Source organism: Kribbella qitaiheensis (genome assembly GCF_042657745.1).
GTDB lineage: Bacteria > Actinomycetota > Actinomycetes > Propionibacteriales > Kribbellaceae > Kribbella > Kribbella qitaiheensis.
Genome location: NZ_JBHSKE010000002.1, coordinates 86,450 through 110,431, shown reverse-complemented (window position 1 = coordinate 110,431; position 23,982 = coordinate 86,450). Strand labels below are relative to the sequence as shown.

The 23,982-nt window shown below is 68.5% G+C and carries 23 protein-coding genes; 14 read left to right on the top strand and 9 right to left on the bottom strand.

Features of this window, described 5'->3' with window-relative positions; genetic code table 11:
* The first annotated feature begins 39 nt into the window (after positions 1-39).
* From ACFPJ1_RS00615 to ACFPJ1_RS00600, 4 genes are all read left to right on the top strand, one after another.
* The gene (locus ACFPJ1_RS00615; protein ID WP_380100710.1) at positions 40-1,413 is read left to right on the top strand and encodes an FAD-binding oxidoreductase; all 1,374 of its coding nucleotides are present in this window, start codon (positions 40-42) and stop codon (positions 1,411-1,413) included.
* A 150-nt stretch (positions 1,414-1,563) separates the two neighbouring features.
* Positions 1,564-2,172 carry a hypothetical protein gene (locus tag ACFPJ1_RS00610; RefSeq protein ID WP_380100709.1) on the top strand — a complete coding sequence of 203 codons (609 nt, stop codon included), beginning with the start codon at positions 1,564-1,566 and terminating at the stop codon, positions 2,170-2,172.
* A 6-nt stretch (positions 2,173-2,178) separates the two neighbouring features.
* Positions 2,179-2,877 carry a two-component system response regulator CseB gene (gene cseB / locus ACFPJ1_RS00605; RefSeq protein WP_380100708.1) on the top strand — a complete coding sequence of 233 codons (699 nt, stop codon included), beginning with the start codon at positions 2,179-2,181 and terminating at the stop codon, positions 2,875-2,877.
* Positions 2,878-3,040: 163 nt separating this feature from the next.
* The gene (locus ACFPJ1_RS00600; RefSeq protein WP_380100707.1) at positions 3,041-4,285 is read left to right on the top strand and encodes a HAMP domain-containing sensor histidine kinase; all 1,245 of its coding nucleotides are present in this window, start codon (positions 3,041-3,043) and stop codon (positions 4,283-4,285) included.
* Positions 4,286-4,429: 144 nt separating this feature from the next.
* On the opposite strand, the gene ACFPJ1_RS00595 is transcribed toward ACFPJ1_RS00600, so the two are convergent.
* The 3 genes from ACFPJ1_RS00595 to ACFPJ1_RS00585 form a co-directional block, all read right to left on the bottom strand.
* Complete coding sequence (locus ACFPJ1_RS00595) at positions 4,430-8,215, bottom strand: endo-alpha-N-acetylgalactosaminidase family protein (protein WP_380100706.1); 3,786 nt, start codon at positions 8,213-8,215, stop codon at positions 4,430-4,432.
* Positions 8,216-8,375: 160 nt separating this feature from the next.
* Positions 8,376-9,578 (bottom strand): fumarylacetoacetase, encoded by a 1,203-nt coding sequence (gene fahA, locus ACFPJ1_RS00590; protein ID WP_380100705.1) that lies wholly within the window; start codon positions 9,576-9,578, stop codon positions 8,376-8,378.
* Positions 9,575-10,429: a hypothetical protein gene (locus tag ACFPJ1_RS00585; RefSeq protein ID WP_380100704.1), complete on the bottom strand. Its 855-nt coding sequence runs from the start codon at positions 10,427-10,429 to the stop codon at positions 9,575-9,577. Before ACFPJ1_RS00585 ends, fahA begins: the two co-directional genes overlap by 4 nt.
* Before the next feature lie 102 nt (positions 10,430-10,531).
* On the opposite strand from ACFPJ1_RS00585, the gene ACFPJ1_RS00580 reads away from it, so the two are divergent.
* Both ACFPJ1_RS00580 and ACFPJ1_RS00575 read left to right on the top strand, forming a co-directional pair.
* Positions 10,532-11,722: a homogentisate 1,2-dioxygenase gene (locus tag ACFPJ1_RS00580; RefSeq protein ID WP_380100703.1), complete on the top strand. Its 1,191-nt coding sequence runs from the start codon at positions 10,532-10,534 to the stop codon at positions 11,720-11,722.
* 416 nt (positions 11,723-12,138) lie between these two features.
* On the top strand, positions 12,139-12,765 hold the full coding sequence (locus ACFPJ1_RS00575) for a hypothetical protein (protein WP_380100702.1): 627 nt from the start codon (positions 12,139-12,141) through the stop codon (positions 12,763-12,765).
* Positions 12,766-12,789: 24 nt separating this feature from the next.
* On the opposite strand, the gene ACFPJ1_RS00570 is transcribed toward ACFPJ1_RS00575, so the two are convergent.
* The gene (locus ACFPJ1_RS00570) at positions 12,790-13,578 is read right to left on the bottom strand and encodes a polysaccharide deacetylase family protein (RefSeq protein WP_380100701.1); all 789 of its coding nucleotides are present in this window, start codon (positions 13,576-13,578) and stop codon (positions 12,790-12,792) included.
* A 183-nt stretch (positions 13,579-13,761) separates the two neighbouring features.
* Here ACFPJ1_RS00570 and ACFPJ1_RS00565 point away from each other — a divergent pair, with 183 nt between their 5' ends.
* The 4 genes from ACFPJ1_RS00565 to ACFPJ1_RS00550 all read left to right on the top strand — a co-directional run bounded on the left by ACFPJ1_RS00565 (position 13,762) and on the right by ACFPJ1_RS00550 (position 17,871).
* Positions 13,762-15,597 (top strand): bifunctional metallophosphatase/5'-nucleotidase, encoded by a 1,836-nt coding sequence (locus ACFPJ1_RS00565; protein ID WP_380100700.1) that lies wholly within the window; start codon positions 13,762-13,764, stop codon positions 15,595-15,597.
* A gap of 352 nt (positions 15,598-15,949) precedes the next feature.
* The gene (locus ACFPJ1_RS00560; RefSeq protein WP_380100698.1) at positions 15,950-16,300 is read left to right on the top strand and encodes a VOC family protein; all 351 of its coding nucleotides are present in this window, start codon (positions 15,950-15,952) and stop codon (positions 16,298-16,300) included.
* Between the two features lie 120 nt (positions 16,301-16,420).
* On the top strand, positions 16,421-17,200 hold the full coding sequence (locus ACFPJ1_RS00555) for an SDR family NAD(P)-dependent oxidoreductase (protein WP_380100697.1): 780 nt from the start codon (positions 16,421-16,423) through the stop codon (positions 17,198-17,200).
* 92 nt (positions 17,201-17,292) lie between these two features.
* On the top strand, positions 17,293-17,871 hold the full coding sequence (locus tag ACFPJ1_RS00550) for an isochorismatase family protein (protein ID WP_380100696.1): 579 nt from the start codon (positions 17,293-17,295) through the stop codon (positions 17,869-17,871).
* Here the strand turns inward: ACFPJ1_RS00550 and ACFPJ1_RS00545 are convergent.
* Together ACFPJ1_RS00545 and ACFPJ1_RS00540 are read right to left on the bottom strand one after the other, a co-directional pair.
* A complete protein-coding gene (locus tag ACFPJ1_RS00545) occupies positions 17,864-18,094 on the bottom strand; it encodes an AbgT family transporter (protein ID WP_380100695.1) in 231 nt (76 codons plus the stop codon). The genes ACFPJ1_RS00550 and ACFPJ1_RS00545 overlap by 8 nt on opposite strands.
* Before the next feature lie 263 nt (positions 18,095-18,357).
* Positions 18,358-18,786 (bottom strand): peptidase inhibitor family I36 protein, encoded by a 429-nt coding sequence (locus ACFPJ1_RS00540; protein WP_380100694.1) that lies wholly within the window; start codon positions 18,784-18,786, stop codon positions 18,358-18,360.
* 93 nt (positions 18,787-18,879) lie between these two features.
* Here ACFPJ1_RS00540 and ACFPJ1_RS00535 point away from each other — a divergent pair, with 93 nt between their 5' ends.
* Positions 18,880-19,236 carry a YciI family protein gene (locus ACFPJ1_RS00535; protein ID WP_380100693.1) on the top strand — a complete coding sequence of 119 codons (357 nt, stop codon included), beginning with the start codon at positions 18,880-18,882 and terminating at the stop codon, positions 19,234-19,236.
* Between the two features lie 39 nt (positions 19,237-19,275).
* A complete protein-coding gene (locus tag ACFPJ1_RS00530; RefSeq protein ID WP_380100692.1) occupies positions 19,276-19,920 on the top strand; it encodes a class I SAM-dependent methyltransferase in 645 nt (214 codons plus the stop codon).
* Positions 19,921-20,362: 442 nt separating this feature from the next.
* Here ACFPJ1_RS00530 and ACFPJ1_RS00525 read toward each other — a convergent pair whose 3' ends face one another.
* Complete coding sequence (locus ACFPJ1_RS00525; protein ID WP_380100690.1) at positions 20,363-20,506, bottom strand: CoA transferase; 144 nt, start codon at positions 20,504-20,506, stop codon at positions 20,363-20,365.
* A gap of 85 nt (positions 20,507-20,591) precedes the next feature.
* On the opposite strand from ACFPJ1_RS00525, the gene ACFPJ1_RS00520 reads away from it, so the two are divergent.
* Positions 20,592-20,744: an FCD domain-containing protein gene (locus tag ACFPJ1_RS00520; RefSeq protein WP_380100689.1), complete on the top strand. Its 153-nt coding sequence runs from the start codon at positions 20,592-20,594 to the stop codon at positions 20,742-20,744.
* A complete protein-coding gene (locus ACFPJ1_RS00515) occupies positions 20,741-21,508 on the top strand; it encodes a sulfite exporter TauE/SafE family protein (protein ID WP_380100687.1) in 768 nt (255 codons plus the stop codon). The genes ACFPJ1_RS00520 and ACFPJ1_RS00515 overlap by 4 nt, the downstream gene beginning before the upstream one ends.
* A 26-nt stretch (positions 21,509-21,534) precedes the next feature.
* On the opposite strand, the gene ACFPJ1_RS00510 is transcribed toward ACFPJ1_RS00515, so the two are convergent.
* Positions 21,535-22,533 (bottom strand): YdcF family protein, encoded by a 999-nt coding sequence (locus ACFPJ1_RS00510; RefSeq protein ID WP_380100686.1) that lies wholly within the window; start codon positions 22,531-22,533, stop codon positions 21,535-21,537.
* A gap of 39 nt (positions 22,534-22,572) precedes the next feature.
* Positions 22,573-23,877, bottom strand: a complete 1,305-nt coding sequence (locus tag ACFPJ1_RS00505) for an ADP-ribosylglycohydrolase family protein (protein WP_380100684.1) — start codon at positions 23,875-23,877, stop codon at positions 22,573-22,575.
* Positions 23,878-23,982 lie beyond the last annotated feature (105 nt).

Below are 23,982 nucleotides of genomic sequence, written 5' to 3'. Positions count from 1 at the left end.
TCCTGCCACATCCCGCTGGGCGCACTAGGCTCAACCGGTATGAACGATCTAGTCGAGCGTCTCCGGCAGGTGCTGCCGCCGGAGGCGCTGGTAACCGACCATGACCGGATCCAGAGCTACCGCTACGACCGGGCGATGTTCTGCCCGGCCGGTGAGCCGATCGCGGTCGTGCTGGCGCGAGAGACGGCGCACGTCCAGGCGGCGGTGCGGATCGCCGCCGAGGCCGGGGTGCCCGTCGTGCCGCAGGGCGCGCGGTCCGGCCTGTCCGGCGCCGCGAACGCGCTGGACGGCTGCATCGTGGTGTCGCTGGAGAAGATGGACAAGATCCTCGAGATCCAGCCCGTCGATCGGTACGTCGTCACGCAGCCCGGCGTCTTCAACGCGGTGCTGTCGCGCGCCGTCGCCGAGCAGGGGCTCTTCTACCCTCCGGACCCGTCCAGCTGGGAGTTCTGCTCGATCGGTGGCAACCTGTCGACGAACTCGGGCGGCCTGTGCTGCGTGAAGTACGGCGTCACCACGGACTACGTGCTCGGCCTCGAGGTCGTCCTCGCGGACGGTCAGGTGCTGCGGACCGGGCGCCGTACCGTCAAGGGCGTCGCGGGCTACGACCTGACCAAGCTGATCGTGGGTAGCGAGGGCACGCTCGGCATCATCACCGAGGCCACGCTGGCGCTCCGTCCGGCGGCGGCCCGGCCGCGCACGATGGCGGCGCTGTTCGACTCGGGCGTGACGGCCGGCAACGCGATCATCGAGATCATCCGCAGCGGCGTTTCGCTGTCGTTGCTGGAGATCATGGACCGCACCACCATCTCGGCGGTGAACGACTACAAGCGGATGGACCTGCCGACCGAGGCCGCCGCGATGCTGATCGCGCAGTCGGACGCGGGCGGCGAGGCCGGTGCCGCGGACGTGGCGACGGTGGCGAAGCTCTGCCGCGAGTACGGCGCGATCGAGTGCATCGAGGCGGACGACCCGGCCGAGGGCGAACTGCTGCTCGAGGCGCGCCGGGTGGCGCTGACTGCGCTGGAGACGCTGGGCACCACGATGATCGACGACGTCTGCGTACCGCGGTCGCGGCTGGCCGACTTCATCGGCGCGATCGAGGAGCTCTCCGCCAAGCTGGACATCACCGTCGGGGTGCTCGGCCACGCTGGGGACGGCAACATGCACCCGACCGTGGTCTTCGACGCGACCGATCCCGAGCAGGCCCGCCGCGCCCAGGTGGCGTTCGACCGGATCATGGAGATCGGTCTGGAGCTCGGCGGCACCATCACCGGCGAACACGGGGTGGGCGTGCTGAAGCGGGACTGGCTGGTCCAGGAGATCGGTCCGGTGGCGGTGTCGGTGCACCACGCGATCAAGGCCGCGCTGGACCCGAAGAACATCCTCAATCCCGGCAAGGTCGTGATGTGAGGGTTCTTTCAAGTTCTGTGATTCAACCGCAACGGAACTGCCGCGGTCACAGGACGTTCATGGCCGTCGAATGTGACGTGCCGCCCGCACTATGGAAGGCAGTTGGCTGAACCAGCGGGGGAGATTTTGAGGCAAGGCAGGAGGAGACCCATGCGCGCACGGCAGCTGATCCCGGCTGCACTCGCGGTGGGCAGCCTGCTGGCTCTGGCTGGTTGTGCGAACGGCAGCGGGCTGCGGGTCGAGGACTCCAACGTGCCCGCCCCCGCGTCGACGCCGTCGATGTCCACCAAACAAGGGTTCGGGTCGAGCGAGGAGCCGACAGCGAAAGCCGTCCCGGCCGTCACCCTGAGCCTGGACCAGGTCCGCAAGATCCTGCTGGCAGACAAGAAGCTGGACGAGCAGTCGCGCAAGGTGCTGGACAAGTGCACCGTGACCACGCGCTGCCTGAAGCCTGGCCCCACCGTCGACGCGATGCACACCGGCCGGCCCCAGCAGGTGGTGCTGATCCAGACGTTGGACCCCTTCGTCTTCGGCGCGTTCCTGATCGCGCCGGAGCCGTCGCCGCCACGGCGGGTTTGGAGTATCGCGGCTCAACAGTTGAAGATCAATGCCGGTAGGCAAGGCGAGCTGATCGTCCAGTCGGAGATATTCGACCTGGACGACAAGCCCTGTTGCCCGTCCGGAACCCGGGTAGAGGTCTACCGTTGGGTCGGCGGGCAGATGACCAAGGTGAGCTCGCAGGATCAAAAGGGAGACTGAACTTCGGTGGTACCGGAAGAGCCGGCAGCGCGCATCCTGATGGTCGAGGACGACGCGGTGATCCGTGAGGCGACCCAGTTGACCCTTGAACGCCACGGGTACGACGTCACCACGGCCGAGGACGGCCTGGAGGCGATCGAGAGTTTCGAGAAGCTGCACCCCGACGCGGTGATGCTGGACATCATGCTGCCCGGGCTGGACGGCATTTCGGTGTGCCGCCGGATCCGGGAGTCCAGCACGGTCCCGATCGTGATGGTCTCCGCCCGCGGGGACGCGCTCGACGTGGTCCTGGGGCTCGAGGCAGGCGCCGACGACTATGTCACCAAGCCGTTCGACACCCAGGTCCTGGTGGCCCGGTTGCGCGCCGTGATGCGCCGCGCGGTCGCGGACCCGGAGCGGCCCGCGCCGTCGACGGGCGCGAGCATCGAGTCGTTCGGCGACCTCGAGCTCGATCGCGAGGCGCTGGAGGTCCGCCGGGCCGGCAGCACCGTGCAGCTCACGCCGACCGAGCTGAAACTGCTGATCGAGTTCGCCAACAACCCGGGCGTGGTGCTGAGCAGGTCCACCCTGCTGCAGCGGGTCTGGGACTACGAGTGGGGCGGCGACGGCCGCCTGGTCGACGTTCATCTGCAGCGCTTGCGGACCAAGATCGGCGCGGACCGGATCGAAACGGTCCGCGGGTTCGGGTACAAGCTCCGGGCCTAGTGTCCTCCGTCCGTGGTCCGCACGCCATCTCCGGCGCCCAGGCGGGCGCCTCGCTGCGTTGTCGGAAGCGCACGATGAACCCCGCATCGAGCGCTTCCTCCGCCTTGCGATCCACCCGCCTGGACGCCGGAGCTGACGCACTGACCACGGACGGAGGACACGGATGGGCCTCCGCAGCAAGCTGGGCCTGATCATCCTGCTCGTCTCCTCACTCGCGATTCTGGTGCTCTGCGTCGCGGTCTACACGCAGGCACAGTCGTCCCGGCTGGACCGGACCCGCAGCTTCGCCGACGAACGGATCCAGTCCGCGGCGGAGATCTACAACCGCACCGACGTACAGGGACTGGGCGCCCGGCTGGACGATCCGGACCTGCCGCCGCAGTTGCGGGAGGCAGTACTGGAAGGCAAGCGGGCCACCTTCAAGACGGCGTCGCCGAACGCGAAGATGTGGGCGGCCGTCGGGGTCGACGACGGCCGGATCCTGTCGATCGTGCAGGACTACGACACCGACGACGCGTCGATGAGCGCACTGCGCCGTGCCCTCATCCTGGGTGGGATCGGCACGGTCGCCCTGGTCGCCCTGGTCAGTGTCGTCGCGGCCGGCAGCCTGTCCCGCCGCATCGTCGCGGTCGCCGGTACTGCGCGTCGCATCGCGGGCGGTGATCTCGATGCCTCGGCGGCGGAAGCGGCCGGCAAGGGCAAGGACGAGGTGCAGTCGCTTGCCACGGCGCTGGACACGATGGCCAGTTCCCTGCGGGGCCAGTTGGAGGCCGAGCGTCGGTTCACCGCCGATGTCGCACATGACCTGCGGACCCCGGTGACCGGGCTGCTGACCGCCGCTGAACTGTTGCCGCCCGGCCGTCCGAGCGAACTGGTCCGGGACCGCGCGAAGGTCCTGCGGCGGCTGGTCGAGGACCTGCTCGAGATCGCGCGGTTCGACTCCGGTGTCGAGCAGGCCGATCTGGAACACGTCGGCCTCGGCGCATTCGTCGGGTCCGCGGTCGGCCGGCTCCGGATGCAGCAGTCGCTCGCACCGGACAGCGTTGTGGTGCACCGGGTCGGCCGCGAGGAAGTGGTGTCCACCGACTCCCGCCGGATCGAGCGGATCCTGGCCAACCTGATCGTCAACGGTCTGCGGCACGGACGGCCGCCGATCGAGGTGACCGTGGAGGGCCGGACCATCGAGGTAGTGGACCACGGCAACGGTTATCCCGAGGAGTTGATTGCCGAGGGCCCCCGTCGGTTCCGGTCCGGGATGGCCGAGCGCGGGGTTGGCCACGGACTCGGTCTCACCATCGCCGCCGGCCACGCGAAAGTCCTCGGCGCGGAACTCACCTTCGGTACGGCGCCCGGCGGCGGTGCCTGCGCCCGCCTGGTTCTGCCCGGCACTCCTGAGACGGAGTCGTAACACAACTATTCGCCGCGAGCAGGCGTCTCCTCACATGCCGGGGTTCACGGTTTCGGTCAACGTCGTCAAGTAACAGCGGCTAACCCAGTACAGCGGCGCCATACTCGGGGGAGATGGCGCCGCTGTCTGCTGTTCGGGCAGTTCCTACCGGGTGCCGTAGACGTTCAGTTCTGCGGCCGAGCCGAAGACCGCGCCGTTCAGCGAACTGGTGCCGACGAACTTCACATAGCGGCCGGCCTTCGCGGGGAAGTCGACCCGCTGCACGGCTGTGGAGTTGGGGAACTCACCGGTCTTCACCGGCGCACCCCAGTCCTGCCCGTCCGCGCTGACGTAGATCTCGTACCCCTTGAACATCCCGTTCGTGCCACTCTGCCGGGGCAGATAGCCGAACCCGTCCACCTGGTACGTCGTACCGAGGTCCAGCGTGATGTGGTGCGGATACGTGGCCGGGGTGGGGACCTCGGACCACGCGGAATGCCAAAGGGTGCTGGGGTTTCCGTCGAGTGCGGCGATCGCCGGGCCATCGGTGGCGACGTCCTCGCTGCTCACGTCGGCAACCTTGATCCTCGACTGCGGCACGATCCCGGGCGGCAACAGCGTCGCCGCGGCCTTGGCCGTCGCCGTACCACCGGTTGCCGTGAGCACGTACTTGCCCTCCGGTGTCCCGGTTGGCGGGGTGACATTCCAGGTCGTGGTGACACTGGTGCCGGCGGCAACCGTCGGATGAGTCGCCGGAGTTGTTGCCTCGACGGTCCACCCGGCGGGAGCCGTGAGGGCCAGCGTGATGTTGTTGACGGCAACCACGTCGTTGTTGGTGAAGGTGGTGACCACCGTGTTCGCCTCGCCCGACACCATGCCGTTGAGGCCCGCTCCGGACAAGCTCAGCGAAGTACAGTCGGCGGCTTCGCTGGACGCGCCGAGGTCGGTGACAGCGAAGTTGTCCATGATGAAGTCGGCCTGGTCGCCACCGGATGACAGCTTGCGGAGGCCGACCCAGTAGTCGCCGCCACATCCGGCCACGAACTCCTGGTCGAAGGTCGTCTTGGTCCGCTGCGCGCCGATCGGGGTGGACTTCACCTCGACGGACTGCGGGCGGTCGACGCCCTGCACCCAGGTGTACTGGCCGGCCTGCCCGCTCTCGTAATCGAAGCTGAGCTTGTACTTGTGACCCGGCTTGAAGTCGACGGTCCATGGTGCGGTCCGGTAGACGAGGCCCTCGTTCTCCTCGTGCGACTTGAGCGACCAGTCGCCGTCGAGCACGTCGTCGACGAGCTTGCCGTTCCAGCCGGCCTGCGTGTACGGCGCGTGCTTCTTCAGCAGGCTGGTCCGCGGGTCCGTGGTGCCACCCGCATCGCCCTTCACGAACGGTCCCCAGCCTTGGTCGACGTTCTCGAAATCGTCTACCAGGCCGGCGCTCGGCCGCTTCGTCTCGACCACCCGGACGTCGTCGATGCGGACCTTGGCGTTGCCGGCCGCGGCTCCGATGCTCAGGTCGGCGGTAGGGCCGGTGGCGTCGAAGAGCACGCGCGCCCGCTGGTAGTACAGGTCCTGCTTGTCGTCGGACGCGACATTGTTCTGCGCCGTGGATCGGCTGAGCGAGGTGCTGACGCCGTTCACGGAGATCGTGGTCTTGCGGGACTTGCCCGGCTCGACCTCGATCCAGGCGGACGCGCTGTAGGTGCGGCCCTTGGTGAGTCCGGTGATGCGCTGCTTGAGCGCGGTCTGCTCGGGTCCGAGGACGGCGACGTGCTGTCCATTGGCCAGGGTGTCGAGCTTCGCGGAACCGGTCGGGTTCCAGGCTTTCAGCTCACCCGCGTTGAAGCCGGGATCCTCGAGGTGGCTTCCCTCGCCCCAGTTGGCCGTCTGCGGCGCCGGGGCCTCGTCGGGGTACAGGACGTAGGGCTGGCCAGGTTCGGCCTTCAGGGTCACGACGCCCTTGCGGACCGGTGCCGTGGTCACCTTGACCCGGCCGGTGTCGGTCAGCTTGTAGACGGTGAACCTGCTCGTGCTCGCCAGCGCCGCGGGCACCTGCCACGCAGTCAGGCCGCCTTCGGGGTTGTAGTGGTACAGCTTCTTGTTGTTGTCCCACGGCAGCAGGTACTTGTCGCCGTCGAGCACCTTGGCCGCACCGACGTACAGGCTGCGCTTGCCGTTCTCCACGGTGCCGCGGACGCCGCCGGTGAAGGCGATCTCGTTCGGGTTCCAGTCGCTGATCTTCTGCTGCTGGAGGAACTTGGCCGGCAGGTTGCGCTGCCAGATGTTGGCGTAGAACTTGTTCCAGTCGGTCTCGCTGGTCCAGCCCTCGAACTCGACGATCGACGACTGGCCGAGGATCGGGTCGGCGTTCCAGACGTCCTTCTCGTGGTTGCGGACGAACCGGATGATCTGGCTGTTGAGGCCCTTGTTGGTGGCGCCGCCGTAGTCGAGGTCGTTGGCCCAGTGCGACCACAGCGAGGTGCGCTCGTGCCGGTCCGCCCACTCGGTGGCGACCTGCCAGCCCTGGTCGACGAGCTGCCTGGTCAGGCCGTCGGCCAGCCAGCCGGACTGGTAGTACACGTCGATGTAGAGCTCCTGCAGGTTCTTGTCGGTCTCGTCCCGCAGTTGCTGGAAGCGCTTCACGATGTTGCCGGTGGCAAGGTCCGGGCGCTGCTTGATGTAGTAGCTCTGGTTCAGCCAGTTCCAGCCCTTGCTGGACTTGTCCACCAGGTCCTCGCTGAACGCGTTCGCCTCGGGGTAGGACTCGGTCGCGTTCACATGTACGCCGAACGCGGCGTTCCAGTCCTTGCCCTTCTTCAGCAGCGTGTTCAGGTCGGCAAGACCGCCGGCGCGGATGTTGTAGTTGCCGCCGTAGTCGGGGTGCGCGGAATCGTGGCCCTCGGAGCCGTAGCCCTTCAGCAGCGCCATCTGGCCGAGTCCGTCAGTGGCCAGCGAGATGCGCTTCACGTCGTCGAGCGTTCGCAGGAACGGGTGCGTCGCCTGGCTGGCGAAGTTGAACGGGATGTGCGTGACGACCCGGTTCTTCACCTGGTCGCCGCCCTTCGGCTCGGTCATGATCGAGCGGAACGCGATCGCGCCGTCCTGCCAGTCGACGGTCTTGTCATCGTTCGCGTCCGGCGTCACGACGACCTTCGCCCAGGGGAGCGGCTCGGTGTACGGCGAGGTGTCGGCGCGGTACGTCCACTGCCCGCTCCACACACCGACCCGGCTGGTCCCGTCGGCGGCCTTGCGAGCGCGGTGCCAGAAGCGCGCACCGTCGTCCACGGACTGCCCGGACGGCTTGTCGTAGACCGAGTTCGACTCGATCCCGGCGGCCAGCTCGTTCGTGTTGACGAACGCGTACGCCGCTCCGGTGGCCGCGGGCTCGGCCGGGGTCGTCGGGGTGACCGGGGTGATCTTGTCCGCGGTACGGGTGGAGTCCGGGTCCAGCGTGGTGAAGGCGGTGGTCGCGCCGGCGTCGGTGCTGGCGACGGAGACCAGGTCGTGGTCGGGGATGTCGATCGTGTTCACCCGGCTGGTCTCGGTGTCGCGGATCGCGTCGATGCTGAACGTGGTCACTCGGCCGGTCACGGCCAGGCCGGCGTCGAGCTCGACTCCGGGGAGCGCGTCGAAGGCCAGCTTGTACGACGCCCGGCTGCCGGTGATCGTCGGTGGGCCGGCCAGGTGCGCGGTCCGGGCCGTGCCGTTGATGGTGATCGTGGAGATGGCGTCGGGCTGGCCGCCAAGGGTCTTGCCGGACGCGTTGTCGGCGTACCGGATGACGCGCGGGAAGTCGGCGCCGACGGTGACGGTCAGCTCGTTCGAGCTGAGGGTAAGCGGGTCTGCCGCGGTCGGAGCGGCCTGTGCGGGGACGGTCAGTGCTGGGGCGGCCACGAGAAGGCCGCCGGTGAGGGCGAGAGCGGCGGTCAGAGCCGCTGGGCGAATGGGAATCACGGGTGCACTCCTGGAAGGACGGAAGGGGTGTCGATCCGGATTCTCTGCGCAGGAACGAGCATCAGTCAAGAGAAACGAACAGTTATGAACAGAATTGGCAGTTTTGACAGCACAAAGCCCGCCTGCAGTCAGTGACCGGAGGCGGGCTCGGGATTGCGGTTCAGACGGCTGGGAGGATGCGGCCGGTGACGGAGCCGAGGCCGATGAGGGTGCCGTCGGCGGCGGTGGCGTGGGCGGTGATGGTGACGTCGTCGCCGTCCTGCAGGAAGGTGCGCTCCTCGCCGTTCACAGTCAGCGGCTCGCGACCGCCCCAACTCAGCTCGATGAACGAGCCGCGTTGATCCTTCCTCGCCCCGGAGACCGTGCCGGAGGCGAAGAGGTCGCCCGTGCGGACAGAGGCGCCGTTCACCGACAGATGAGCGAGCATCTGGGCCGGCGACCAGTACATCTCCTTGTACGGCGGACTGCTGACGAGCTGGCCGTTCAGGTACACCTCGAAGGTGATGTCGTAGTTCGTCAGCCTGGCGCCCGCGAGGTACGGAAGGACGGCCGGTTCCTGCTTGCCGAGCGGGACGGCCGCGGCCTCGAGTGCCTCCAGCGAGACCACCCAGGGGGAGATCGAGGTGGCGAACGACTTGCCGAGGAACGGCCCGAGTGGCACGTACTCCCAGGCCTGCAGGTCCCTGGCGGACCAGTCGTTCACCACGACCACGCCGTACACATGGTCCCTGAAATCGTCAACGGAGACAGGCTTTCCGAGCTTCGACGGGCTCCCGACGACGAAGCCGAGCTCCACCTCGATGTCGAGCCGCTGCGACGGCCCGTACGTCGGGGCGTCGTCGGCCGGGGCCTTCCGCTGCCCCGAGGGGCGGACGATGTCGGTGCCGCTGGCAACCACTGTGCCGGCGCGGCCGTGGTACCCGACCGGCAGGTGCTTCCAGTTCGGCAGCAGTGGTGCGGAGTCGGGCCGGAACAGTCGGCCGAGGTTCGTGGCGTGCCGCTCGGAGGCGTAGAAGTCGACGTAGTCCGCGACCTCGAACGGCATCAGCATCGTCACCGCGGACTGCGGGATCAGGTGCGGCTCGACCGCGTCCCGTTCGTTGGAGTTCCAGACCAGTTGCAGCAGCCACCCGCGGGTCGCGTGCCAGGTCCGCGGGCCGCGCGCGAGGAACGCGTTCAGCGTCGGCTCGGCGAAGACCTGCGCGCCGTCCAGCATCTGCGCCGACGCGACCAGCGCCAGATCGATCACCTGGTCGCCGATCGCGGCGCCCACCCGGGGCTCCTCGTCCCCGACCCGGAAGATGCCGAGCGGCAGGTTCTCGGGTCCGAACGGGGAGTTTGCGGGGATCTCGATCCAGGTCACTTGGTCTCCAGCAGGCCGAGTTCGGTCAGGTCGTGACGGGGTTCGTCGATGCTGCACGAGCCGAACGAGGTGAACCACTTCCTGGTGCCGACGGCCTGGGCTTCGGACAGGGTCCTCGCCTGTGCGGCGAGTGGTTGGCCGTCGCGATTCTCCAGCAGCGCGGCCATCTCGTCCTGGGCGGCCCCGTCGAGCGAGGCCCGGGTGGCGAGCAGGACGTTGAGGAAGCCGTGGTGCTCGAATCCGGTGTCGGCCGCGGTGTGCCGGACGGCGTTGTGCAGGCCGGCGGTGCACTTGAAGGCGACCTCGCGATCCAGGCAGGCGGTGATGAACGCCGCGACCTGGTCCGCGTTCGGGAACAGCGAGGCGTCGAGGCCGCCGGTGCGTAGCTTGGCCGCGTACCCCGCGTCGGCGACCACGTCGAGCGCCCGCTCCCAGGCGCCGTCCAGGCCGATCTCGACGAAGGCGTTCTCCTCGTCCAGGCAGTCGTCGCAGGCGCGGACCACCCGCAGCGCGTTGCGGGACAGGTCGTCCTCGTCGCGGAGTCGCACCTCGACCGACTTGACGACCACGTCGGCCGAGCGGTCGCCGTACCGGACGGCCGGTTCGATGCCGCCGGCGCCGCCGATGATGACCACGCTGACCTCGAGCGGGCCGCCGCCGGTGCGGGCCGCCTCGGCGGCGACCTTCATCAGGTCGTCATCGGTGCACACGAACGGGCCGACGAGGTCTGCGTGGTCCGACTTCCGGTGCGCCCGGTGCGCGGCCACGGCCTCGACCAGGGGCAGGTCCCCGGGCGGGAACATCGCCGCGTCGTCGACCAGGTGCCGGAACAGGGCAGGGATGGTTGACATGCTGGTGAGCCTAACGGATGCTTTCGGTAAGCGGACACAAGTGTCCGATAAACGTACGACACCGGTCGATCACCGGTGTGTTTCCGTTCGGAAGAAGGAGCCATGGCGCACTACCGGCAGGCCGGGCAGATCCCGCCGAAGCGACACACCCAGTTCCGCAGGCCCGACGGTGGGCTGTACTACGAGGAACTGATGGGCGAGGAGGGGTTCTCGTCCGACTCGTCGCTGCTGTACCACGCGGGGGTGCCGTCGGCGATCGTCGATTCGCAGGTCTGGGAGTTGCCGGACCTCTCGACCACGCCGAACCACCCGCTGACGCCGCGTCACCTGAAGTTGCACGACCTGTTCAAGGCCGGCATCGACAACAACGCGGTCGAGCACCGCCGGCTCGTGCTGGGCAACGGCGACGTCCGGATCTCGTACGCCGTGGCCGCCGAGCCGTCGCCGTACTACCGCAACGCCATCGGCGACGAGTGTGTCTACATCGAGCGCGGCTCCGCAACCGTCGAGACCGTGTTCGGCGTGCTCAACGCGGCCGAGGGCGACTACGTGATCATCCCGCGAGCCACCACGCACCGCTGGCTGCCGGGCGCGGACGGAGTACAGACCTACTGCATCGAGGCGAACAGCCACATCGCCCCGCCGAAGCGCTATCTCAGTCGATTCGGCCAGTTCCTCGAGCATGCGCCGTACTGCGAACGTGACCTGCATACGCCGGGTGACATCTTCGTTGTCGAGGGCAACGATGTGGAGGTGCTGGTCAAGCACCGTGGGAACGGGCCGAGCGGGATCGTCGGCAGTCGGATGACGTATGCGACCCACCCGTTCGACGTGGTCGGCTGGGACGGTTGCCTCTACCCGTACACCTTCAACGTGAGCGACTTCGAGCCGATCACCGGCCGCATCCACCAGCCGCCACCCGTGCACCAGGTCTTCGAAGGCAACAACTTCGTCATCTGCAACTTCGTCCCGCGGAAGGTGGACTACCACCCACTGTCGGTACCCGTGCCGTACTACCACTCGAACGTGGACTCCGACGAGGTCATGTTCTACTGCGGCGGCGACTACGAAGCCCGCAAGGGCTCCGGCATCGGCCTCGGCTCCATCTCCCTGCATCCAGGCGGCTACGCCCACGGCCCCCAGCCGTCAGCGATCGAGGCCTCCCTTGGCGCGGACCGTTTCGAGGAGCTTGCGGTGATGGTCGACACCTTCCGCCCCCTGGAACTCGGCGAAGGCGGCACCGCGGTGGATGACGGGGTGTACGCCTGGACCTGGGCCGGCCGCCGCCTCTAACCCCACACCCCTCCTGCGCGGCCCCCTCCCGTGGGCGCGTCTCCTCCGTCGCTTCCCGCGGAGGGTGACGACCCGAGGCGACAGCTTGAACGTGCGTGCTCGATGGGTTGCGGGCCGGCGGCGGTGATGCCACCCGCCGCCGCTGGTCTGGGCGGCGTACCGAGTGACAGGAGGTTGGTGGGAAACTGCTCGTCCTGCGGGAGTTGCCAGGCGCGGCTGGGAGCTGAGGGCTGGAGTACGTCCTGTCGGTCGGTACGCCGACCCGGGGCCATGGCAAGGGAGTGCCCGACACCGCGGTTCGGCTGCTCGTCGTGTGGCTGGTCTCGCCAGGTGGCTGGTCGATCTGCAGGTGGGGTGGGCGGGAGTACGGGGGGTGTGTTGCTGCGGGGGAGTTGGTGGGCTGCGATTGTGTACCTATGACTGAGCAGGCGCCGGTGCAGACCTATGTTGTCGGCATAGATCGGGAGGTTGTACTGCGGCGGCGGGGTGTGGTTAGCAGGGTGCAGCGGCGAGGGGCTTGGATCACCTTGGCGATCGGGGCCCTGGGCATCCTTGTGGCGTTGGCCGCGTTGGTTGCCTTCCGGGGTGCGGGGTTGTGGCCGTTCGCGCTGTTGTTGATCGCGGCGATGGTGCCGCTGGTGCTGAGTACGGTGCTCGCGCTCAGGCTGGAGAAGGAACGGCAGCAGTGGTACGCCGCGAATGAACTACCGCCGGTCGCGATGCGGATGTCGCCGAAGGCGCTCGAGTTGGCGGTCGAAGGGGCCGCCTACCCGGTGATCCTGCCTTGGAAGACCGTGAAGGGGTTCCGGCAGGTGAAGATCTTCCGGCAGTTCGTACTCGAGCTGCAGCTGGCTCCCGGGATCGGGGCCACCACAGCCGGAGTACGCGGGCTCGACCAGCCGGCCGTGCGCGCCGTCATCAAGCCGAGCCCGCTGCTGAAGCCGACCGGCCTGTACCTCGTGAACGCGCTCGACCAACCGGTCCACGTGATTGACCAGGCGCTCAAGCACTTCTCCGGCGGCACAGCCGGCATCGACCACTGAGAACGGCTCAGCAGGGCAGGGCGGTCAGCAGCCCAGGGCTTGGTAGGTGTAGCCCTGGGCGGTCAGTCTGGTCAAGGCGTGGTCCAGCGCGGCGACGGTCTGGGCGCGGTTGCCGCCGCCGTCGTGCATCAGGATGATCGCGCCGGGGCGGGCGCCTTGCAGGATCGCGCGTTCGATCTTCGCCGTACCGGGCTTCTCCCAGTCCAGGGTGTCGATGTCCCAGAGCACCTGGCGCTGGTGGTACGACGCCGCGACCGCCGCCACGTAGGCGTTGGTGTCGCGGTACGGCGGACGGAAGCACTTCGACGGTACGCCCGACGAGATCTCCTGGCGGATCTTGGCCGGTGGCAGGTGAGTCAGCATCGGGTGGTCCCAGGTGTGGTTGCCGACGTGGTGCCCGAGGCGCTTCTCCAGTGCCACCAGGTCCGGGTGCGCAGCCGCCTCACGGCCGAGCACGAAGAACGTCGCCTTCGCCTTGTGCTTGGCGAGCAGGCTCAGCACGCGCGGCGTCCACTCCCGCTGCGGCCCGTCGTCGAAGGTCAGGTAGAGCACCTTCCCCGTGGGCCCATGAGGCTGCGCGTTCTCCTGATGCGTGACCGGGTGGGACGTCTGCCCGGTCCGCCGCGCCGGCGGCGTAGTACGGCGGCCCTCCGGTACGACGGCGAGCGGGGGCTGGTGCGCGGCGGGTCTGACCTCGGAGTGCACGACCGGGCCCGCGGTCGCGTGGTCGGAGGAGGGCTTGGCTGCTTGGGCGAGGGCGGCCCCGAACAGGACGGCAGCGACGAGCAGGAGTCTGCCGGGCGGCAAGGTCATGGGCGGCATCCTCTCGCGGGCGAGGGGCCATCCCGTCACCACCCCAGGGTGTGTCGCACGTATCGTGCAGCCCAGGTCGCGTCCTCCCCGCCCGGGAAAGGACGAGCCCGAAGCCAGAACCCGACGACGCGTGAGGCGGACATGACGGACAGCAGGAGCGAGGACCAAGTGGTGGATCGGAGCATGGGCAGGCGAACGGTGATCGGGGGCGCCGCGGCGACGGCCCTGGCCGCGGCCGGCTTCCAGGCGGTCCCCGCGTACGCCGGCGGCTCGCACGGCTGGGGATCCAACGACCGGACGGTCCGGCTCAGCGTGATGGGTACCACCGACCTGCACGGCAACGTGTTCAACTGGGACTACTTCAAGAACGCCGAGTACGACGACACCGCGCACAACGACATCGGTCTGGCCAAGGTCTCGACCCTGGTCAAGGCGGTCCGCGCCCGGATCGCCGAGGAGCGCCGTACGCCGGCCCCGCTGATGATCGACGCCGGCGACACCATCCAGGGCACCCCGCTGGCCTACTACTTCGCCAAGATCGAGCCGATCACCGGAGGCCACCTGCACCCGATGGCCGCGGCGATGAACGAGATCGGGTACGACGCCGCCGCGCTCGGCAACCACGAGTTCAACTACGGGCTCGACATCCTCCGCAAGTTCCAGCGGCAGTTGCGGTTCCCGCTGCTCGGCGCCAACGCGCAGGACTGGACCACCGGGCTGCCGGTCTTCCCGCCGTACGTGCTGAAGCGGGTGCACGTACCGGGCGAGAAGCCGATCACGGTCGGCATCCTCGGCCTGACCAACCCGGGCATCGCGATCTGGGACAAGGCGAACGTCGAGAACAAGGTCAAGTTCGGCGGCATCGTCGAGCTCGCCAAGATCTGGGTACCGCGGGTCCGCAAGGCCGGCGCCGACGTGGTGATCGTGTCCGCGCACTCCGGCATGGACCTGTCGTCCTCGTACGGCGACGCGCTGCCGGTCCCGGAGAACGCCTCTGCTCTGATGGCCGCGACGGTCCCCGGCATCGACGCCGTACTCGTCGGCCACGCACACCTCGAGATCCCCGAGCGGCTGGTGACGAACGAGGTCACCGGCGAGCAGGTCGTCCTGACAGAGCCGCTCAGGTGGGGCATGCGGCTCTCCCTGATCGACCTGGACCTGCAGAAGGTCCGCGGCAAGTGGAAGGTGGTCGGACGGCACAGCCAGGTGCTGAACGCGAACACCGTCGCCGCCGACCCGAAGGTCACCAAGCTGCTGCAGAAGGACCACGACAAGGTCGTCGAGTACGTCAACTCCAAGATCGGCACCTGCACCGAGGCGATGTCCGCGGCGACCGCGCCCTGGGAGGACACGGCCGCCCTGGACTTCGTGAACTTCGTCCAGGCCGACGCGGTCAGCAAGGCCCTCGCCGGTACTCCGGAGGCGGCGTTGCCCGTGCTCGCGATCGCGGCGCCCTTCAACCGGGCGGCGGCGATCCCCGCGGGTGACGTCTCGGTGCGGGACGTCGCCGGGCTGTACATCTTCGACAACACCCTGCTCGCGGTGACGATGACGGGTGCTCAGGTGAAGGACTACCTCGAGTTCTCCGCGCAGTACTTCCGGCAGGTCAGCGGACCGGGGCCGTTCGCGCCCGACCAGGTGACGAACGCGCCGACGCCGACCGCGCCGGGTGGAACGCCGGACTACAACTACGACATCCTCGGCGGGCTGGCGAAGCCGCTGGCCTACAAGATCGACATCGCGAAGGCGGTCGGGGCCCGGATCACCGACCTCACGTACGGCGGGGAGGCGGTCACGGCGGACCAGAAGTTCGTCGTCGCGGTGAACAACTACCGCCAGTCCGGCGGCGGCAACTTCCCGCACGTCAAGACCGCCCCGGTGCTCTACAACCGCCAGGTCGAGATCCGCCAGCTGATGATCGACTACGTCACCACCACCGGCGAAGTGAACCCGAACACCTTCCACACCACCGACTGGTCCCTAACCGCCAACGGCACCCCCATCGTCATCACCCCCTGATCCCCCTGATTCCTCCGCACCACCCGCTCCTCCCCGCCCCGGCTCACACCTCCGCGCCTCGACCCGCGCGAAAGGTGTGAGCCGGCGCTCATTCGTGGATCTGTGTTCTGGGCAATCGCTCTCATCGCCCGAAACCCACGACTCGACGATCGCGGTCAGGTGGTGGCGTCCGGGGATGCTGCGGAGGAGGTGGTGGTGGCTGCTAGCAAGGATCAGCTGGTTGCCGAGATCACCAATCGTCGATGTGATGGCGCAGGGGTGGTGCGTGGAGCGGGGTACGGGTGATCGGGACGAAGGAGCTCCTCATCCACGACGCCGGCGTCGCTTGATTGCAGACGGCTATTGTGCCGGGATGGACATCCCTCAGCTGACCCACGTGCGAGTCAATGTGCGGGACCTCGCCACGGCGGTCTCGTGGTACGAGCGGCTGCTCGGTGTGCAGGCGGAGGGGCACTGGCCGCCTGACAATCCCACCTACGCCCACTTCACGCTGGGCCCAGCGCAGTTCGCTCTTGGGCAGTACGAGCCGGCGCCGGCGACGGGTGCGCGGTTCAACTTCGAGGTCGGTGACGTCGACGAATGGTGGGCCAGGCTGGGCCCCGACGCAGACGTAGTAGAGCCGCTTTTCGACACCCCCTACGGCACGCGCAAGTTCACCATCCGCGACTGCGACGGCAATGAACTGGGGTTCGTGCAGAGGTAGTCAACCCGCGCGGGTGTGGTGCTCGGCCACAGTCCACGAGCCTGGGTCCACGAGCCTGGTTGCGACCTCGTGATTAGTCGGCTAAGTTTTTGGTTAGCCGACTAAAGGATGGAATGGGTCATGGATCTGGGATTGCGCGATTCGGCGGTGCTGGTGACGGGTGGATCTTCGGGGATCGGGCGGGCGACGGCGGTCGGGTTCGCCCGCGAGGGGGCTCGAGTGGCGATCACCTACAACTCCCGGCAGGACGCGGCCGAGGGGGTCGCCGGGGAGATCAAGGCAGCCGGCGGCGAGGCGTTCGTCGTACCGATGGACCTGCGGGAGCCGGAGTCCGTCGAGGAGGCGGTCGGTGCGGTTGTCGCCGCGTGGGGCGGGCTCGATGTGCTGGTGGGGAACGCGGTGAACTGGGGGAGCGGCAGCTTCCACGACCGGCCGACCCGGATCGAGGATGCGAAGGCCGAGCAGTGGGTGCCGGTGATGCGGGCCAACCTGGAGGGCAATTTCCACCTCGTCCAGCAGGCGGCTCCCGCCCTGCGCCAGTCGAACCAGGGCCGGTTGGTCTTGCTGTCAACGGATCTGGCCGAGCGTGGCATGCCCGGTTCCTGGGCGTACGGCGCGGCGAAGGCCGGGCTGCACGGCCTGGTGGCGAGCCTGCAGCACGACCTCGGCCAGGACGGCGTACTCGTGAACATCGTGATGCCCGGCATCACCCTCGAGAACGGTGAGCACCGGGTGATCCCGAAGCCCGCGCTGGCGGAGATCGCGCAGAAGTTCACCGCCCGCCGGCTCCCCGAGGCGGCGGACGTCGCGGCTGCGATCGTCTTCCTCTGCTCGCCGCGGACCACCGCCACGCAGGGCGAGATCATCCGCGTCAACGGCGGCTCGCCGATCCCGGCCTGATCGATCGCGCCACCTCGGGGACACGGCAACGCCGGGAGATCAGGCCTGAGGCTTGTACCGTAGCTGTCAGGACACTCTGAAGGAGCGTTGCGATGACGCGGGCGTTGATCGTGGTCGATGTGCAGAACGACTTCTGCGAGGGCGGGAGCCTGGCCGTCCGCGGCGGCGCCGACGTGGCGTTCCGGATCGGGCAACTGCTGCACCAGTGGCAGGAGGCCGACGAGAAGGACCGGGAGTACGCGTACGTCGTCGCGACCCGGGACCACCACATCGACCCGGGCGACCACTTCTCCGCGAATCCCGACTTCGTCAACTCCTGGCCCCGGCACTGCGTGGCCGGCACCGACGGCGTCGGCTTCCACCCGAACCTCGACCCGCAACCGTTCGACGCGATCTTCGACAAGGGCGAGCACGCCGCGGCGTACTCCGGGTTCGAGGGGAAGTGCCAGGACGGCCAGGGGTTGGCCGCGTGGCTGAAGGACAAGGGCGTCACCCAGGTCGACGTGTGCGGGATCGCCACCGACTACTGCGTCCGCGCGACCGCGCTCGACGCGAACAACGCAGGCTTCGGTACGACGGTGCTGGCCGGGCTCACCGCAGGGGTGGCCCCGGCCAGCTCCGAGCAGGCCATTACCGACCTGTGCACGGCGGGAGTCACTGTCACTACCTGACGGGTGCCCCCGGACCGAGCGGGATTCCGAGCGCCCACCAGGCGAGGAACAGCAGCGTCCACGCGACCGTCATCGCGACCGCCAACGGTGCCGCGTACGACGCGAGCGTGCCGACCCCGGCGTCCTTGCGATACCTCTGCAGGAACCCCAGCGCCATCACGAAGTACGGGCTCATCGGGGTGATCGCGGTCGAGCCCGAGTCTGCGAGCTCTCCACCGGTCAAGACCTCAGGCGGCTGCTAGCGACGCCGGTGGGAGAGTTTGGTGCCGCCGCTCCTACGTCGCGGCTCGGCACCACGGGGCACTACCGCCGGGTTCTGGCGGGCGTCACCGAGCGTGCCGGACCTGCACCACCCACCAATCTCCCGTAGGACCGAATCCTCCTGCAGCCGCCCGCTCAGCTGACCAGGCGAACATCGCCACCCGCGTGCTTGGTGAGTGGTGCAGGTCCGGGCGTACCAGCGTGGGGTCGGCGTGCCACCCGCGGTCAGCGGCCGCCGAGGCCCTTTGCCAGGAAGCCGAAGGTGGGCGCTGCGGCGCCGGGCTTCAGGAGGTAGGTTCTGCCGGTGCAGTCCGCGTTGCTCCAGAAGCGGGCGTATTGGCCAGTGCGGTTTCGAGCGGATCGGACGCCCGCCCAGTAGTAGTCCAGCCCGACGCACTGTCCGGGTTTCACGGTGTTGGACATTCGCACCTCGCCGGTCCAGAACGTGCCGGCGTACTGGCACAGAGTGCCGTTCCAGCACGCGCCGGCTGCCGCGGTCGTGGCCGGCGCCGGTCTCTCGTTCGTGGTCGCACTGCTGGCAGTCGGCTCCGTTCGGTTCATCGACGCTGCCGTCGAGGTCGAGACCTGTGCCAGGCTGCCACCGAGCAGAGCCAGGGCTGCCGTACCTGTTGCGATCGCTGTGTGCCGATTCATCTGCTTCTCCGTTCTGTCGTCGATGTCATGACCACAGAAGAGCCGATCTTGCTTTCAAACCGCTTTCAGTTGCGTGTCACTTAGGCTTGCGGCATGAAGTTCGATCAGCACACTCTCGTTCTGTTGGTGCGGCCGGCAGCTGCGCCCGAACTGAGCGAGGAGGAGGCTGACGCGCTCCAGGACGCCCATCTCGCCTTCCGTGCGGACCTGCGCGAGCAGGGCTATCTCGTTGCCGGTGGGCCGTTGCTTGATCAGGATGACGAGCGTTTGCGCGGAGCTTCGGTGATGTCGGTCGACCCGGAGACCGCGCGCGAGTTGTGCAGTGCCGATCGGGCGGTCAGGGCCGGGCGCCTCGCCGTACAGGTGATGACCTGGATGGTGCCTGCGGGCAACATCCGCTTCGAGAAGGTTTCCGCTCCGCGCTCAGTGGCCGAAACGGACGCGGACTGACCGGCGCGTCGGCGAGTTCGGTCAACTATTGTTCCGTGCGTGGATGCCAAGACTGACGAGCTGAGGGCCGCGCACGATGTGCTTGCGGAGTGGTATGCCGAGCGCCTGGTGGGAGCGCTGGAAGCGATGCCCATCGAGCGGGCGGTGCTTGGGCTGTTCTGTGAAATGACCCTTGCCGCGGACCTCGGCACCGACGTCGCGGACATCGGTTGCGGGACGGGCCGGCTGGCTCCCTTTCTCAAGGGGCACGGCGTGTCTCCACGCGGAGTCGATCTCTCGCAGGAGATGGTCAACGTGGCCCGGCGTGACTACCCGGACTTCACCTTCGACGTTGCGGACCTGCGTGACCTGCCCTTCGAGGACGCCTCGCTGGCAGGGGCGGTCTGTTGGTACTCGCTGATCTTCCTCGCGCCTGCCGACAGGCCGGTTGCCTTCGGTGAACTCGCTCGCGTCGTGAAGCCCGGGGGTTACCTGGTCACCGCGTTCAAGGACGGTGACGGCAAGCTCCGGCGCGGTGGCCGCAGCGCCGGGCTCGGGGTCGAGTACGACGGGTACTGGCTGTCGGCGGAGGAGATGAAGCGCCACCTCACCGCCGCCGGTTTCGCGACGGTGTTCTGGGCCGGCCGGCCCGCCGAGGAGCAGGAAACCACTCCGCAGGGTTACCTGCTCGCTCGGAGAAGCTGACCCCAAGGCGGACCGGCAGTTACGGACGGCTCCCAGCCAACAGCCTCAGAGACTGACCGCGCTGATTACTTACGCCCCTGCTTGGTGGGCGGGATGATCGCGCTGTCGGAGGGGTTGGCTTTCGGCTGTTTAGGTTGCTTGGGTTTGCGGACTTCGCGTCCGCCCTTGTTCTTCGACATCTCGGGCTCCGGGGCTCGGTTCGGATGGGCTGGGTTCGCTGGGCGAACCTCGTGCGCCGCGGTACTCCTGGGCCTCGGTGGTTGCTCTCGACGGTACACCTCTGGGGAGATGTTCAGCTGAGATCCGCCAGTTGTTTGCGAAGGCGGTCGGCGTACGGCGGGAGGAGGCGATCCGCGACCTCGAGGGCGTGGTGCGGCCAACACGCCCGCGATCGGCGTACCGACGCGTTGCGGGTCGTCCGGACCCGAGCCGGTCAACGACATCAGCCCGGCCTCGCCCTGGGCGATCTGGTCGTAGCCGGCCCGGCCGCCTCGGGGCCGTCGTGGCCGAAGCCGGTGATGGACAGCACCACCAACCGCGGCTTGCGCTCGCGGAGTTCGGCGATGCCGAGGCCGAGGCGTTCCATAAGGTGGTCTCATGGCCGACGACCGCTTCGCCCGTCCCGTACTCCGTACCCGGCTGTATGAGCACGTCGCCGAACAGATCACCGGGTGGATCAGCCCGGCCGGCCGCGGGAGTCGCTGGCCGGTCACCAGCGGATCGCCGACGCGATCGCTGCGGGTGACCCGGACGCGGCGCCCCAGGCGATGCATGACCACGTGATGCTGGTCAGCGACGTCGCCCTGCTGCGCGAGCAGCCGTGACGGGGCTCGAACAGGTGGCGATCCTGGCGGCCGGGCTCGTCGCGGGCATCCTGACGTCGACGGTCGGTGTCGCCTCGCTGTTGAGCTTCCCGGTGCTGCTCGCGATGGGCATCCCGCCGGTGGTCGCGAACGCCTCGAACACGGTCGGCCTGATCCCGGCCGGCCTCAGCGGCTCCGTGGGCTATCGCCGCGAACTGCGGGAACAGCCGCGCGTCACCTGGTTCGTCGTCGCCACCTGCGCGATCGGGTCGATCGGCGGAGCGGCGCTGCTGCTGTGCCTGCCCGCCGGCGTGTTCGAGGTCGTCGTACCGTGGCTGATCCTCTTCACCTGCCTGGTCGTCGGCGCGCAGCCGTGGATCTCGCGCTGGTTGCGGTCGCGGCACGAGGATCCGGACTCGCTCGAGCCGCGGACGAGGATGTCGCCGGTCACCACCTTCTTCGCCGCGCTGACCGGCGTCTACGGCGGGTACTTCGGAGCCGGGTCAGGGGTGATGATGATGGCGGTGCTCGGGCTCGGGCTCGACCTGGAGTTGCGCGTCGTCAACGCACTCAAGACGCTGGCTGTGCTCGCCGCGAATGTCATCGCTGGGCTGATCTTCGTCTTCGTCGCCGACCTCAACCTCACCGCGGTCGGCCTGCTGGCCGCCGGCTCAGTGGTGGGCGGCTATGCCGGAGCCCACATCGGCCGCCGGCTCCCACCCACCCTCCTCCGCATCCTGATCGTCCTCGCCGGCATCACCGCCGCCGTCGTAATGCTCCGCTAGCCGCGGTGCTGGGCCCGTTGACAGAGTCAGATGACGGGCAGGAGGGCGTGGGCGAGGATCAGCAGGACGATGACGGTGTTGGCGAGGCGGTGGTCGGCGAGGATGGCGATGAACTCGCGGATGGTTGCGCTAGGCCAGTAGTAGGCGGCGGTCGGCGAACCGATCACCTGGCCGTTGACCTTCGCCTTGCGGGCGATGAAGGCGGCGCGCAGGACGTGGAAGTTGTTCGTCACCACCAGACAGCGGTACTTCGGAACCAGGCCGACCATGATCTCGCGGCTGAAGGTGAGGTTCTCGAAGGTCGAGGTCGAGCGGTCCTCGCGCAGTACGCGGTCGGCGGGGACGCCGTGCTCGATCAGGTAGTCGGCCATCGCGTGGGACTCCGGTACGTCCTCGTCAGGCCCCTGCCCGCCCGAGGTGATCAGCTGCGGAGTGCGGCCCTTGCGGGTTTGCTGGTCGTACACAGCGTGGGCGCGATCCAACCGGCTGGCCAGCAACGGTGGCACCCGGCTGCCGCGGAGTCCGGCGCCGAGCACGACGATGAAGTCGACCTTCCGGCTGAACCGGAAGCGCCCGTAGACGAGGGCGTAGACCAGGAAGCAGACGAAGAGGAACGACACATAGGTCAGGACCCCGATCAGCACGCTCCGCACGATCTCCAGCGGACGCCAGCCGATCTGCTGGACCAGCACGCTGAACACGACAAACCCGATGATGCCCAGCCCGGCCAGCAGCGACAGCAGGTTGGCCGGCCGGCGCCCCTCGCGCCGGAGCATGACCACGCCGTTGGCGATGAGGAACACGGCCAGCACCGCGATGCTCAGCGGGATGCAGACGAGTACGGCGACGACGAGCACCTTGGCCGCCGACTCCGAGACCTTCTCGAGGGCGAACACCACGCCGAGGCCCGCGAACAGCAACGTCAGCACGAGGTACACCCCGTTGCGCAGCAGCCGCTGATCGCGCAGGAAGCTCACCAGGAACAGCACGAACCAGACCCCGGCCACGCCGAACGAGATGATCACGCCGGGTATCAAACCACGGGCCGGGCACTCACCAGCGGATCACGAGGGCGGGTTGCCGGCCTGTATGTCCTGCCGGACTGCCTCGGTCCGGGTGACGAGTTCGTCGATGCTGATCCGGTCGAAACCACGGACCGCGCTGCGCACGATGCCCTTGCCAGGGGCAACCAGTTCCGCGGGGATCGCGGCCGAGCCATGGAGTGCGCCGAAGACGCTGCCGGCGGTGGCGCCGTTCGAGTCGGTGTCCCGCCCGGCGCCGACGACCAGTCCGAGCGTCCGCACGTAGTCGTCCTCACCCCAGAGCAGCCCGGCGGTGATGATCGCCGCGTTGTTCAGGGTGTGGACCCAGTTGTAGTCGAGCTTGTGGTCGATCCAGTCCAGTGCCTCGGCCGCCGTCGCGCCCGCCTCGGACAGGTCGAGCAGTTTCTGCTGGCTCTCGGCCATCCGTGAGCGCGACGGAACCACGGACAGCGCAGTACGGAGTGCGTCGGCTGCGGTGTCGGCGACGAGAGCCTGGGCGACCAGGGCGGCTGCCCACTGGGCGCCGTAGATGCCGTTGGCCGTGTGGGAGAGGACCGCGTCGGTGCGGGCCATGCGTGCCGCAGTGGTCGGGTCGCCCGGGTTCACGTAGCCGTAGGTGTCCATCCGGATCAGGGCGCCGATCCACTCGCGGTAGGGATTGCGGTTGGTGGCGGTGTTGGGCGGCTTCAGACCACTGACCAGGTTCCGGTACGCGACGCGCTCGGCGGTGTAGGTCTGCGTGAACGGCATCCGGTCGAGCCACTCGCGGGCGATGTCCTCGGTCGACAACGCGGCGCCGTAGGTCTCCAGCAGGTGCAGTCCGAGGATGGTCCAGTCGAGGTCGTCGTCCCGGGGGATCGCGTCGAATCGGCCTGCCGAGGCCTCCGCCGCCGACGAGTGCAGCGATCTGATCCCCTCGGGGAGCGGGTCCACCAACGGGACGAAGCCGCTCAATGGCCAGTCGCCCGCGGCACGCAGGTAGCGCTCCACCTCGGTGTGGCTGAGCCCTTCGACCGGCTTGCCCATGGTGTTGCCGATCGCCCGGCCGAGCCAGGCGCCGCGGATGCGATCCGGTACGTCGTCGCCGGCCGGGGTGACCACCGCCCCCGGGCCGAGGGAGGACAGGTCCGACGGCTCGTCGTACGGCCAGTCCTGTCGGCGGCGCAGGTCGCGCAGCGCGTACTCGATGGCGGCCAGTTCGTGCGGGTCGTCCGCCGCGGCTGCCGCGCGGGCCCGGTCGAGCAGGTTGCCGGCCGGGTAGCCGGCGCTCAGCAACTGCTCGGCTTCGTCGGGGACGAGGTCGCGGGGATCCAGGACGTTGTGCACGGGTGCTCCTTGAACTGACCGCCATCGGGCGGCGGTGGCGTCAGGCCGGACTGCGGTGGCGTCAGGCCAGGCTAGGTGCCGATCGGGTCCACCTCGGGGACCTGT